12 protein-coding genes are annotated in these 12,753 nt (G+C 70.9%); 3 read left to right on the top strand and 9 right to left on the bottom strand.

All coding sequences use genetic code 11. The features are described from left to right. Positions 1–26: 26 nt before the first annotated feature. Genes ACW9UL_RS01115 through ACW9UL_RS01105 form a run of 3 tightly spaced genes read right to left on the bottom strand, consistent with a single transcriptional unit; the run spans position 27 to position 1,956 of the window. Positions 27–683, bottom strand: coding sequence for a cupin domain-containing protein (locus tag ACW9UL_RS01115; protein ID WP_457788568.1), 657 nt, complete (start codon positions 681–683; stop codon positions 27–29). 7 nt (positions 684–690) lie between these two features. Then, a complete protein-coding gene (locus tag ACW9UL_RS01110) occupies positions 691–1,110 on the bottom strand; it encodes a VOC family protein (protein WP_457788567.1) in 420 nt (139 codons plus the stop codon). Between the two features lie 3 nt (positions 1,111–1,113). Then, positions 1,114–1,956: a type 1 glutamine amidotransferase domain-containing protein gene (locus ACW9UL_RS01105; protein ID WP_457788566.1), complete on the bottom strand. Its 843-nt coding sequence runs from the start codon at positions 1,954–1,956 to the stop codon at positions 1,114–1,116. 110 nt (positions 1,957–2,066) lie between these two features. Between ACW9UL_RS01105 and ACW9UL_RS01100 the strand changes: the two genes are divergently transcribed. After that, complete coding sequence (locus ACW9UL_RS01100; RefSeq protein WP_457788565.1) at positions 2,067–2,990, top strand: LysR family transcriptional regulator; 924 nt, start codon at positions 2,067–2,069, stop codon at positions 2,988–2,990. On the opposite strand, the gene ACW9UL_RS01095 is transcribed toward ACW9UL_RS01100, so the two are convergent. Further along, positions 2,980–3,894 (bottom strand): LysR family transcriptional regulator, encoded by a 915-nt coding sequence (locus tag ACW9UL_RS01095; RefSeq protein WP_457788564.1) that lies wholly within the window; start codon positions 3,892–3,894, stop codon positions 2,980–2,982. The genes ACW9UL_RS01100 and ACW9UL_RS01095 overlap by 11 nt on opposite strands. Positions 3,895–4,007: 113 nt before the next feature. Here ACW9UL_RS01095 and ACW9UL_RS01090 point away from each other — a divergent pair, with 113 nt between their 5' ends. Next, positions 4,008–4,607, top strand: a complete 600-nt coding sequence (locus ACW9UL_RS01090) for a short chain dehydrogenase (RefSeq protein ID WP_457788563.1) — start codon at positions 4,008–4,010, stop codon at positions 4,605–4,607. A 193-nt stretch (positions 4,608–4,800) separates the two neighbouring features. On the opposite strand, the gene ACW9UL_RS01085 is transcribed toward ACW9UL_RS01090, so the two are convergent. The 3 genes from ACW9UL_RS01085 to ACW9UL_RS01075 form a co-directional block, all read right to left on the bottom strand. Next, the gene (locus tag ACW9UL_RS01085; RefSeq protein ID WP_457790891.1) at positions 4,801–6,303 is read right to left on the bottom strand and encodes a methyl-accepting chemotaxis protein; all 1,503 of its coding nucleotides are present in this window, start codon (positions 6,301–6,303) and stop codon (positions 4,801–4,803) included. A gap of 282 nt (positions 6,304–6,585) precedes the next feature. Beyond that, the gene (locus ACW9UL_RS01080; protein WP_457788562.1) at positions 6,586–7,662 is read right to left on the bottom strand and encodes an FAD-dependent oxidoreductase; all 1,077 of its coding nucleotides are present in this window, start codon (positions 7,660–7,662) and stop codon (positions 6,586–6,588) included. After that, positions 7,659–8,672: an AraC family transcriptional regulator gene (locus ACW9UL_RS01075; protein ID WP_397498695.1), complete on the bottom strand. Its 1,014-nt coding sequence runs from the start codon at positions 8,670–8,672 to the stop codon at positions 7,659–7,661. Before ACW9UL_RS01075 ends, ACW9UL_RS01080 begins: the two co-directional genes overlap by 4 nt. A 104-nt stretch (positions 8,673–8,776) precedes the next feature. Between ACW9UL_RS01075 and ACW9UL_RS01070 the strand changes: the two genes are divergently transcribed. After that, positions 8,777–9,838, top strand: a complete 1,062-nt coding sequence (locus ACW9UL_RS01070) for a fatty acid desaturase (protein ID WP_457788561.1) — start codon at positions 8,777–8,779, stop codon at positions 9,836–9,838. Between the two features lie 32 nt (positions 9,839–9,870). Here the strand turns inward: ACW9UL_RS01070 and ACW9UL_RS01065 are convergent, their stop codons facing one another. Together ACW9UL_RS01065 and ACW9UL_RS01060 are read right to left on the bottom strand one after the other, a co-directional pair. Continuing rightward, a complete protein-coding gene (locus tag ACW9UL_RS01065; RefSeq protein WP_397498693.1) occupies positions 9,871–10,581 on the bottom strand; it encodes a DUF3047 domain-containing protein in 711 nt (236 codons plus the stop codon). Then, entirely contained in the window at positions 10,581–12,722 is a 2,142-nt protein-coding gene (locus tag ACW9UL_RS01060; RefSeq protein WP_457788560.1) for a dihydrolipoyl dehydrogenase family protein, read from the bottom strand. Before ACW9UL_RS01060 ends, ACW9UL_RS01065 begins: the two co-directional genes overlap by 1 nt. Positions 12,723–12,753: the final 31 nt, after the last annotated feature.

Genomic DNA, 12,753 nt, shown 5'->3' with positions numbered 1-12,753 from the left:
CCCGCCGCACCCGCCAGTACAGGCGTCTAGGGCGCGAGGTGCCCGGTCTTGCACCAGACCAGACAGCCCTCGGCACTGCCCGGGCTATGGCTGAACTGCGCCGGGTAGCGCAGCCAGCTGCCCGCCGGATACACCCCGCGCTCGTCCTGCAGGCTGCCTTCGAGCACAAGAAACTCGGCGCCGCCGGGATAGCCATGCGGCGCTTGCGCGGTGTCGGGCGCCCAGCGCTGCAGGCGCACCTGCTCGCCGGCGAACGCGTGCAGGGCCAGCTCATGCTGGCCGGGCAGCGCCCCCGGCGTCCACTCGGCGCGGCGGCTGTCGATCACCACTTCGGCGCGATCGGCCGCATCGAACTGCATCAGCTTGACGAAAATCGTGCAGCCTTCGCGGCTGAAGGGCGTGTGGCGGCTGCCGATGGGATTGCGCACGTAGGTGCCGGCCGGGTAGTCGCCACGTTCGTCGGAAAACACCCCGTCCAGCACCAGGAACTCCTCACCGCCCGGATGCCCGTGCGCGCTGAAGTGCGAGCCCGGCGCGTAGCGCACGATGGAGGTGGCCCGCGCCAGCTCCTCGCCGATGCGGTCGAGCATCTGCCGTTCCACCCCGGCCAGCGGCGACTGCACCCAGGGCGCATCGCCCGGGCGGATCACCACGGGCAGGGCGAAGTCGGCGTTCAGGCGCACGGTGCGCTCACCAGCTGCCGACGTTGGGCATGGACGCCCAGGGTTCGGCCGGCGCCAGCGGCTCGCCCTTCTGCAGCAACTCGATGGAGATCTGGTCCGGCGAGCGCACGAAGGCCATGTGGCCGTCACGTGGCGGGCGGTTGATGGTCACGCCGTGCTCCTGCAGGCGCAGGCACGCGGCGTAGATATCGTCCACCGCATAGGCCAGGTGGCCGAAGTTGCGTGCGCTGCCGTAGTCCTCGGTGTCCCAGTTGTAGGTCAGCTCGACCTGGGCATCCCGGTCGCCCGGGGCGGCCAGGTAGACCAGGGTGAAGCGGCCCTGGGGGTATTCGCGCTGCTTGAGCACTTCCAGGCCGAGGGCATCGCGGTAGAAGCGCAGCGAGGCATCCAGATCCCGGACGCGCACCATGGTATGCAGGTATTTCATCGTTCAGCTCCGCTCCAGAAGGGTCAGCAGGGCCTCGGCCAGGGCCTTGTCGGAGAAGGGATTCTGACCGGTGATCAGCTCGCGGTCGACCACCACGTGCGGCTGCCAGGCCTTGGCGTACTGCATGTCGCCACCGGCGGTGGCCATTGCCGGGGCCGGGTAGTAGCGGATGCGCGCACCCTCCAGGGAGCCCTCGAACACCGCCTCCTCCGGGTCGGAGAAGATGGTCATGCGGTAGCCCTGGTAGGTCCAGTCCGTGGCCGCCGGCTGGTCGCCGCGGACCAGCGCCGCCTCGTAGCCCTGCGGGTCGGCCTGCGCCGCCAGCAGCGCGATGGGGCCGTGGCAGATGGCGGCGGTGGGTTTGCCGGCCTGGTGGAAATGGCGCAGCAGCGCGCCGACCTGCGGGTTGTTGGCCAGGTCGATCAGCGGCGCATGGCCACCGGGGATGAACAGCCCCTCGTACTGCCCCAGGTCACCGGCCAGCACCTCGTCGAGCGACAGGCTGTCGTCGATGCCCGGCAGCCCGGCCACCACCTGCTGGATGCGCTGCATCTCGGCCGCGTCGCCACCGAAGTACTGCGGGTCGACGGACTTCTGATCCACGCTCGGCGCATTGCCCCTGGGCGTCACCAGCACCAGCTCGTAGCCGGCCTTGAGCAGGCGGTCGGCCGGCACGCCGAACTCGTTGAGGTAGTAGCCGGTGGCGTAGTGCTGGCCATCCTTGAGCGCGAGCTGGTTCTCGCTGGACAGCAGCACCAGCACCTGGCCCTTGGGCTCGGCGGCGAAGGCCGGGGTGGCGGCGAGGCCGGCGAGCACGGCCAGGGCCAGCGGGTGGAAGGTCTTCATGGGCGGTCTCCATTGAATGAGGCGAACGCGGGTCCGTTCGGATGAGGCGAATCTTAGGCGGGCGGTTATGATTCGATAATTCGAAAGCTTTTATTTCTGGTATCCAAAAAGTGAATATCGCCAACAAAGACCTCAACCTGCTGCTGGTCTTCCACGTGCTCTACCAGGAGCGCAACGCCTCGCTGGCCGCCGCGCGCATGGCGCTGAGCCAGCCGGCGCTGAGCCACAAGCTGAACAAGCTGCGCCACGAGCTGGGCGATGCGCTGTTCGTGCGCGCCCCGCGCGGCCTCACGCCAACGCCGCGGGCGCATGAGCTGGCGCCGCTGGTGCAGGGCCTGGTGGCCGAGCTGGAGGCCTTCTACGACCAGTGCGAGGGCCGCGACTTCCTGCAGCGCGCCGAGCGCATCCACCTCTACACCACCGACTACATCGAGCAGACCCTGCTGCCCGTCCTGCTGCCGCGCCTGCGCGAGCAGGCGCCCAACCTGCTGCTGATCACCCACAACACCCGCGGCCTGCTGCCGCGCGAGGAGCTGGAGAAAGGCACCTGCGACCTGGCCATCGCCGGCTTCTACGCCAACCTGCCGGACACCTTCCGCCAGCAGCGCCTGCTCTCCGAGGACTTCGTGGTGCTGGCCGCGCGCGACCATCCGCGCCTGGTCGGGGGGCTCGACCTGCCGGCCTACCTGGCCTGCGAACACCTGCTGACCACCCTCACCGGCGACCTCAACGGCCTGGTCGACCGCGCCCTGCAGGCCCAGGGGCAAACGCGCCGGGTGGCGGCCGGGCTGTCCAGCTTCATCGCGCCAAGCCGCCTGGTGCGCGGCAGCGAACTGTTGCTGACCTGCCTGCGCTCGGTGGCCGAGGAGGCGGTGGCGCGCGACGCCTCGCTGGTGTTGCACCCTCTGCCGGCCGGCCTGGAGTTGCCGCAGGTGGAGGTGATGCAGATCTGGCACGAGCGCACCGACGCCGACCGCCTGCGCCGCTGGCTGCGCCAGCAGATCCAGCAGGTGGCCGGCGAACTCAGGCGTTGAGGCCGTCCAGCGCCAGGCGGCTGCGTTCGAACCAGCCGAGTAGGTAGTCCACCAGCGCCTGGGTCCGGCGCGGCAGGCCGCCCTGCCAGGGGTGCACGAGAAACACCGGGGTGCTGCGCGTCTGGTAGTCGCGCAGCAGCCACAGCAGGCGGCCATCGGCCAGCTCATCCTGGACCATGTAGGACGGCAGGCGGGCGATGCCGGCGCCGCTGAGCGCCGCCTTCTTCAGCAGGCTGTAGTGGTTGCTGGCCAGCTGCCCGGACACCGGCACCCGCTCCAGGCGGTGCTGGCGGTGGTACAGCCACTGCTCGAAGCCGCTGTAATGGGTGTTGAGCAGGCACTGGTGCCGGCTCAGCTCGGCCGGCGTCTGCGGCGCCGGGTGGCGCGCCAGGTAGGCCGGCGCGGCGCAGGTGATTTCCTGCAGGGCGAACAGCGGCCGCGCCACCAGGCGCTCGTCCTGTTCCACGCCGGAGCGGATGGCCAGGTCGAAGCCATCGGCCAGCAGATCGCGGTAGGCGTTGGCCAGGTCCAGCTCGACGCGCACCTGCGGGTAACGGCTGGCGAAATCCAGCAGCAGGGCATCGAAGAAGGTCTCGCCGAGCGACACCGGCACGGTCAGGCGCACCGTGCCGGCCACCTCGTCCTGCAGGCTGCGCACCGCCTGTCGCGCGCGCTGGGCCTGGGCCTGCAGCGCCTGGGCCTCGGGCAACAGGGCGGCGCCGGCGGCGGTCAGGTGCAGGCGCCGCGTGGTGCGGTGCAGCAGCTGGCTGCCGAGGCTGCGCTCCAGGCCGCTGATGCGCTTGGACAACTGGCCCTTGCTGCAGCCCAGGCGCTCGGCGGCGGCGGTGAAGCTGCCGGCCTCGACCAGCAGGGCGAAGGCGACCAGGTCTTCCAGCTCGCTCATGGCGCGGCACTCATTGTTTCCATATGAGAACCAAAGGTTTCACATTGACCGGATTATTGGCAACCCAATCCCGCCTAAGCTGGTTCCACACCCCCTCACTCAGGAGCCCCAGCATGAAAATCATCCTCGTCGGTGCCAGCGGCACCATCGGCCAGGCCATCGACCGCGAGCTGCGCGAGCGCCACGACATCGTCCGCGTCGGCCGCAACAGCGGCGAGCTGCAGGTGGACATCAGCGACCCGGCCTCGATCCGCCGCCTGTTCGAGCAGACCGGCCCGTTCGACGCGCTGATCAGCGCCGCCGGCAACGCCCACTTCGGCGCGCTGGAGGAACTCAGCGCCAAGGAGTTCGCCGTGGGCCTGGACGACAAGCTGATGGGCCAGATCAACCTGGTGCTGATCGGCCGCGAGTTCGCCAACGACGGCGCCTCCTTCACCCTCACCTCCGGCGTGCTCAGCGAAGACCCGATCCGCTACGGCGCGGCGGTCAGCACGGTGAACGCCGCGCTGGACGGCTTCGTCCGCGCCGCCGCCATCGAACTGCCGCGCGGCCTGCGCATCAACGGTGTGAGCCCGACCATCCTGGAGGAGTCGTTGCCAGCCTACGGCCCCTACTTCCGCGGCTTCAAGGCGGTGCCGGCGGCCACGGTGGCGCTGGCCTACGCCAAGAGCGCCGAGGGCCGGCAGACCGGCCAGGTGTACCGCGTGCTGTGACCCGGGCGCTTGTCGCACCGGCCCGACAACGGGAGCCAGAGCCAGCCTGGCCGATTCGCCGTGGCGTCCGGGGGCCTGCACGCACCACATGCACCGCAGGTTCGATAGCGGCAAGGCGGTGCACCAGCCCCCGCAACGCCCGACGCTCACCGCTGCCTGGATAATGCCGTGGTCGGGGCGGCCCTGCGCTCCCCTACGGCTCCGGCTTGTAGCCCAGGCGCAGGCCGCCCCAGTGGCGGCCCTGAACCTGGATCGGCACCGACAGGTCGTGCATCAGCTCGCCGGTGTCGCGCATATAGGTCTGCAGCAGCAGGCGCTGGCGGTGGCTGCCGCAACGGCTGCCGGTACGGTCGTTGAACAGGCGCTTGCCGCGGCTGCGCGCGGCGTCCCTGGCCGGGTCGCCGCTGGGCGGGTGGTTGAAGGCGGCGTTGTGGGTCGGCACGTAGCCTTCCGGGGTGGTGGCGATGGCGAACACCAGCCCTTCGTGGCGTGCGAGCAAGGGCTCCTGCAGCGCCGGCAGCACCTGGTCGGCGTACTGGTCGAAGCGGGTGCGGTACTTCTGCGGCTGGGTGCCGGCAATCGGCTGGTAGTGGCGGTCGAACAGGTCGTCGAGGCCGATGCGCCCGGCCTGGATATCCGCCTCGAACTGCGCGGCGATGGCCGCGGCACCCTCGCGGGCGAGGTCGTAGGCGCGCTGGTGGTAGGCGTCCAGGCCAACCTCGGCGAGCTGTTCGCTGACCGTCTCGGCCTGGCCCACCAGCTGTTCGGCGGCGCCGGCGAGCTGGCGGGTCTGCGCCTCGCTGCCCTGCACGTCGCTCTGCAGCTGCACCGCGGCGGCGGACAGGCTGGCCAGGCGCTGGTGGTTGTCGGCGGTGCCGGCACTGATCTGCGCCACCTGCTGCTCGACCTCCTCGGCCTGCTCGGCGATGCCGTGCAGTTGGCTGCCGGCCGTCTCGATCTGCTGCGCGGCCTGCTCCAGCTCGCCGCTCTGGCGCTGGATATGGGCGACCACCGCGGCGCTCTGCTGGCGGATGTCGGCGACCATCTGGCTGACTTCCTCGGTGGCGCTGGCGGTGCGCGCGGCGAGGTTGCGCACCTCGTCGGCGACCACGGCGAAACCGCGGCCCATCTCGCCGGCGCGGGCCGCCTCGATGGCGGCGTTGAGCGCCAGCAGGTTGGTCTGGCTGGCGATGGACTGGATCACCTGGGTGACCTGCTCGATCTGCTCGGTGCGGCTGCCGAGACCGTCGATCAGCTCGCGGCTGGCCAGGGTCTGCGCGCTGAGCTGCTGCATGCGCGCGATGGCCTGGCTCAGCTCGGCCTGGCCGCTGGCGCTGGCATCGCGTACCTGGCGCGCGGCGGCCAGGGTCTGCTCGGCGCGGGCGGCGCTGTCCTGCTCGGTGTGAGTGATGGCCTCGGCGGCCTGGCTGACCTGCGCCACCGCCGCCAGTTGCGACTGCAGGCGCTCGGCCAGCTGCTTGACCGCATGCGCCACCTGGGCGGCGGACAGCGCGTTGTGGCAGGTGTGCCGCGACAGGCCGCGGCTGAGTTCGACGAAGTCGCCGCTGGCCGGCTGCTGCGCGGCCGCAGGCTCGTCGCGACGCTGCCAGGGGCCGAGCCAGGGCCACAGCGCCAGCAGCAGCAAGGACGGCACGCTGACATAGAGCGGAAGCGCCGTCTGCTGGTAGACCAGCATCAACCCGGCCAGGCCGAGGGCGTGCAATAGGCAGGCAATCGGGGAACGGACAAAGGCAGCTTGCATGACCGACCTCAGAGTTCTTGTTCTTGGGCGCGGCGAGGCGCTGTAGGCGGACGGGGTCACGGCGGGTTCTCCTCGAACTTCCCGCGCAACCTGACGCAGGCTACGCGATCGACAGGCCCGGCGGCAAAGACGCGCGCAACTCGGGCAGGATGGAATCGATTCGAACACCTTGGAAGCAGCAGCACCATCGCACTTTGGTCGCAGCTGGCTGCGACCTTAACCCACCAGACGATGACGCTGGATAAAGCGTTGATCCAGCCAATCCTTGCAGCGCCCGTAGAACTGCCCGCCGGCGCTCCAGTCGTGCCAGGCGAGCAGCGCGCCGCCGTCGCCGGTGGCCAGCAGCGCCAGGCTGTGGCGCTGCGGGCGGTACTGGCGCAGCGGCCGGCCCTGCAGCGCCGCCTGCAGGTTGGCCGCCAGCACCGGGCCCTGGCGCACCGCGTAGACGCCGCTGCGCCGCGCGCCAGCCAGGCTGGCGCAGTCGCCGACGGCGAACAGCTGGGCATGGGACTGGCTCTGCAGGCTCGGGCGAATGGCGACGAAACCCTGCTCGTCGCAGGCCAGGCCGCTGGCCGCCAGCCAGGGCCAGGGCCGTGCGCCGCTGGCCAGCAGCAGACGCCGGCCGCGCCACACCGGCTCGTCGCCGCTGAGCAGCCAGTCGTCCTCGATCCGCCCGATCGGGCAGTGCTCGCGCACCTGCACGCCGCGCTGACGCAGGTGGCCGAGGGCGCGCAGGCGCAGGCCCGGGGCGTGCCCGGCGAGCAGCGGGCCGGCGCAGAACAGCGCCAGCGCCGGTACCTGCCCAGCCAGCGCCAGGGCCAACTCGACCCCCGCCGCGCCGCCGCCGAGGATGGCCAGGCGCCGTGGCTCGGCCTGCCACTGCTGCCAGCCGGCGAGAAAACCGGCGAAGGGTTTCACCGCCAGCAGCTGCATGGCATCGCCCCGCTGCGGCGGCGCGGCCACCGCGGCGCCGACATTGAGCGCCAGCCACTCGGCCGCAAGGCGCCGGCCATCTGCAAGTTCGACCTGGCGGCTGGCGGCATCCAGCGCGGCGATCTCGCCCTCGATCAGCTCCACCTTGGCCGCGCGGCACAGCGGCTGCAGTTCCAGGCGACAGTCGGCGGCGGCGTAGCGCCCGGCCAGCAGACCCGGCAGCATGCCCGAATACCAGGCCTCGGGGCCGGGGCTGAGCAGGGCGATGCGTCCCGGCGGGCGCTCCACCAGGGCCCAGCGGCGCAGCACGCCGAGGTGGGCATGGCCGGCGCCGGCCAGCAGCAGGTCGTACTGGCTCATGGCTGCTTCAGGCCGTCGCGGTACTGGCTCGGCGTCTGCCCGGTCCAGCGCTTGAAGGCGCGGCCGAAGCTGCTGCTGTCGCTGAAACCGAGCAGGTAGGCGACCTCGCCGATGGAGCAGCGTGGATCGCGCATATGGCGCAGGGCCAGGGCGTGGCGGGTGTCGCCGAGCAGCGCCTCGTAGCTGGTGCCCTCCTCGGCCAGGTGGCGTTGCAGGCTGCGCAGGCTCAGGTGCAGGGCCTGGGCGATGCGCTCGGCCGAGGGCTCGCCGTCCGGCAGCTGCGTCTCCAGGCAGCTGCGCACCCGCTCGCTGCAACTGGCGGCACGAAGTTGTTCCAGGCTGCGCTTGAGCACCGCCTCGTTGTGTTCGGCCAGCTCCGGGTTGCCGTCGTCCAGGCGCTGCTCGAAGGCGGCGCGGGGAAAGCGCAGCAGGCTCTCGGCCGCATCGAACTGCAGCGGCGCGCGGAACACCGCCTGCCAGGGCGCGGGATCGGCCGGCGCCGGGCGCTGCAGCTGCACCAGCAGCGGGGCGAAATCACGGCTCAGGCGATTGCGGCAGCTGCGCACGTAGATTGCGGCGAAGGCGTCGAGCGCCTCCGGGGCCGGCGGCGGGCTGCCGGGCGGCACGCGAAAACGGAACTCGTAGGCGTCGTCCAGTTGGCGCAGCTCCAGTTCCAGGGCGTCGCTGACCACCCGGTGGTAGCGCACGATGCGCTCGAACATCTCGCGCAGGCTGCTGCTGGCGATCAGCGCATAGCCCAGGGCGTGGAAGGTGGTCGGGCTGACGTACTGCGAGGTCTTCAGGCCCAGCGCCGGGTCGCCGCTGGCCGCCACCGCCAGTTGCCACAGGCGCGTGGTCACCGACAACGGGCAGCGCGCGTTGGGGTCGTCGAGCAGCGCCGGGTCGAGGCCGGCGGCGTGGCACAGCGCGGCGCTGTCCAGGCCCAGGGCGTCGAGCTGCTTGCGCAGGGCGCGGGTCCAGCTGGCCAGGGTGGTGGGTTCGGCGGTCATTGCAGGTTGGCGTGTCCGGTAGGCAGGTTGGCGTGCTCGGTCGGGCGCGTTGGCGGGCGCGGCGGCACAGTAGCGTCACTGTCCAAGCACAAGAGGATGTCGGCATGTCCCCCTCCCCCGCAAGCCTTAATGACCAGCAACGCGCCGCGCTGATCCGCGAACGGGTGATGGCCCACGGCAACGCCCTGCGCCAGCGCTACCCGATCCTGCAGCACCAGGACGCCCTCGGCGCCGCCATCCTCGCCTTCGCCCTGGCCGGCATGCTCGGCTCGGCCGCGCTGTATATCGGCGGACACATGGCCTGGTGGGCCTGCCTGCTGCTCAACGCCTTCTTCGCCTCGCTGACCCACGAGCTGGAGCACGACCTGATCCACTCGATGTACTTTCGCAAACGCCCGGTGCCGCACAACCTGATGCTGGCGCTGGTCTGGCTGGCGCGGCCGAGCACCATCAACCCCTGGGTGCGCCGCCACCTGCACCTGAACCACCACAAGGTCTCCGGCAGCGAGGCCGACATGGAGGAGCGCGCCATCACCAACGGCGAGCCCTGGGGCCTGGCGCGCCTGCTGATGGTCGGCGACAACATGATGAGCTCCTTCATTCGCTGGCTGCGCGCGAAGAACCCCGAGCACCGCCGGCTGATCCTCACCCGCACGCTCAAGGTCTACGCGCCGCTGGGCCTGCTCAACTGGGCGACCTGGTACCTGTTCCTCGGCTTCCATCTGCTCGACTGGGCCGCCGCCGCCCTGGGCGCGCCGATCGCCTGGTCGGCCACCACCCTGGGCCTGATGCAGGTGGTGAACGTCGCCGTGGTGGTGCTGGTCGGGCCCAATGTGCTGCGCACCTTCTGCCTGCACTTCGTCAGCTCCAACATGCACTACTACGGCGACGTCGAGCCGGGCAACGTGATCCAGCAGACCCAGGTGCTCAACCCCTGGTGGCTGTGGCCACTGCAGGCGTTCTGCTGCAACTTCGGCAGCAGCCACGCGATCCACCATTTCGTGGTCAAGGAGCCCTTCTACATCCGCCAGCTGACCGTGCCCTTCGCCCACCAGGTGATGCGCGAGATGGGCGTGCGCTTCAACGACTTCGGCACCTTCGCCCGCGCCAACCGCTGGACCCGCCGCGCCCCGCAAGCCGCCGGCGAGCGCCCCCAGACCGCCTGACGTTCACCTGGCCGCGGTGCGCACGGCGCACCCTAGCGGGTCTCGATTAGCGCGGGCGCGGCGAAAGAGCTGTCGACGCGCTCGCCGGTGTTGTCGCTGTCGGCGGCGAAGACCACGCCGAGGATGCGCCGCGGCGCGCTGCCGAAGGCGGCGATGGCGTCGCTGCGCAGGTCGCGCGACTCCGCCAGCCACTGCCCCAGCGGCGCCTCCGGGCCGCGCAGCACGCGCATCTCCACCGTCTCGCTGTAGGCGCTGCGGGCATGGCTGCCCGGCGCTTTGCGGTTGTCCCAGACGTAGCTCAGGGTCGCCGCCGGCAAGTCGGGGTCGAAGAAGGTGCGCGCCAGGCGCAGCTTCTGCCGGGTGAGGAAGGTGAGCGACTCCAGCGGGTAATCCAGCAGCACATAGACCCGCGCCACGTAGTCGTCGCCCTCGCGGGTGGCGAAACGCGCCTGCTCCAGCCGCTGCTCGCTGCGCCACTGCCAGCTCAGTTGCCAGGGTCGCTCGCCGGGCAGCTCCAGCGGATGCAGCAGGCCGCCGGCGGCGGCAGCGGCCTGGATGCGCAGCACCAATCGGCCGTCCTGCTCGACCAGGCTGCGCTGCGCCGGCGCGATCTTCGGGATATCGGCCAGGCGCCAGGGCGGCGACCACGGGCCGCCCGGCGGGCCGGCCGTCCACGGCGTCAGCCGGTTCTCCGCCAGTGCCGGCGCCGCGACCAACAGCAGCGCGAGCCACAGCGCCCGCATCAGCCGCGCCTCCAGGCGTGAAAACGCTCGACCCAGCGCAGCAGCCCCTGCGGCGCATGGGCGCGCTTCCATTGCCCGGCCGCGTATTTGTTGGCCTCGCTCAGGGTCGGGTAGCTATGGGTGGTGCTGAGGATCTTGTTCAGGCCGAGACCGTGCTTCATCGCCAGCACGTACTCGGCGAGCAGCTCGCCGGCCTGGGCGCCGACTATGCTCACGCCGAGAATGCGGTCGCGCCCCGGCTCGGTCAGCACCTTCACATAGCCGCGGGCGACGTCGTCGACTATGGCCCGGTCCAGGTCGTCGAGGCCAAAGCGGGTCAGCTCGAAGGCGATGCCCTGCTCCTGCGCCTCGCGCTCGCTCAGGCCGACCCGCGCCACCTCGGGGTCGGTGAAGGTGCAGTGGGGGATGGTGCGGTAGTCCACCTTGAAGCGCTTGAGGCCGCCGAACAGCGCGTTGACCGCGGCGTACCAGGCCTGGTGCGCAGCAACGTGGGTGTACTGGTGGGGCCCGGTGACATCGCCCACCGCGTAGATATTGGGAAAGCGCGTGGCCAGGTACTGGTCGGTTTCCAGGCTGCCGTCGGGGCGCAGCGCCAGGCCCAGCTCCTCGGCGCCATAGCCGGCGACATGGGGCTGGCGACCGAGCGCCAGCAGCGCGGCGTCGAAGGCGATGCTGCGTTGCTCGCCGCTGCCTAAGTCGCGCACCAGCACGCGCTGCTCGCCCTCGACCAGTTCGAAGCGCTCGACCACGTGGCGCAGGCGCACGTCGACACCGTCGTCGCGCAGGCTGGTCAGCACCAGCGCGCTGGCGTCCTCGTCCTCGCGCGGCAGCAGGCGCGCATTGCGCTGCAGCAGGATCACCTGGCTGCCCAGGCGCTGGAAGGCCTGGGCCAGCTCGCAGCCCACCGGCCCGCCGCCCAGCACCAGCAGCCAGCGCGGCTGCTGGCGCAGGCTCCAGATGCTCTCGCTGGTATAGCTACGCACCTGCTCCAGGCCGGGAATCTCCGGCACCCGCGGCCGCGCCCCGGCGGCGATGACGATGCTGCGTGCAGTCATACGCTCACCGTTCACCTCCACCGCCCAGGGCGACACCAGTTTCGCCTGGCCCTGGATCACCTCGACGCCCAGGCCGCTGTAGCGCTCGACCGAATCGTGCGGCTCGATGGCGGCGATCACATTCTGGATGCGCTGCATCACCGCGGCGAAATCCACCTGGCCCTGCACCCCGCGCAGGCCCAGCGCCTCGGCGCGGCCCAGCTCATGAGCCAGCTTGGCCGAACGCAGCAGCGCCTTGGACGGCACGCAGCCGCTGTGCAGGCAGTCGCCGCCCATCCGGTGCTTCTCGATCAGACCGACCTTGGCGTTGACCGCCGCGGCGATGTAGGCGCTGACCAGGCCGCCGGCGCCGGCGCCGATCACCAGCAGGTTGCGCTCGAAGCGCTTAGGCTTGTGCCAGCCGGCATAGACCCGGCGCGCCTGGAGCACATCGAGCGCACGCCGGGCCAGCAAGGGGAAAACGCCGAGCAGGACGAAGGCGCCGAGCAACCCCGGCGAGAGGATGCCGGCCAGCGACTCCAGCTGCCCCAGCTCGCGCCCGGCGTTCACGTAGACCAGGGTGCCGGGCAGCATGCCCAGCTGGCTGACCCACCAGTAGGTGCGCAGCGGCAGGCGGGTCAGGCCCATGGCCAGGTTGATCAGAAAGAACGGGAACACCGGCACCAGGCGCAAGGCGAACAGGTAGAAGGCCCCCTCGCGCTCGACCCCGGCATCGATCCCGGCCAGACGCCGGCCGAAGCGCTGCTGCACCCAGTCGCGCAGCAGGAAACGGCTGCTGAGCATGGCCAGGCTGGCGCCCAGGGTCGAGGCGAAGGACACCAGCACCAAGCCTTCGAGCAGACCGAATAGCGCACCGCCGAGCAGGGTCATCAGCGCCGCGCCCGGCAGGGACAGCGCCGTTACCAGCACATAGGCGAGAAAGAACAGCCCGGCGGCCTGCCAGGGCTGCGCGGCGACTTGGGCATTCAGCGCGGCTTGCTGCGCCTTGAGCGCGTCGAGGCTGAGGTACTGGCCGAGGTCGAAGACGAAGAAGCTGCCCAGCAGCGCCAGGATCAGGCCCATCAGGGCCAGTTTGCGGCTATTCATCGGTCAGCGCCTCCCGCGCGTCTCGTAGGGT

This window comes from Pseudomonas sp. PL-6 (assembly GCF_054110165.1).
The sequence above is the reverse complement of the archived record's forward strand: the minus strand, read 5'-3'. Positions and strand labels throughout refer to the sequence as shown.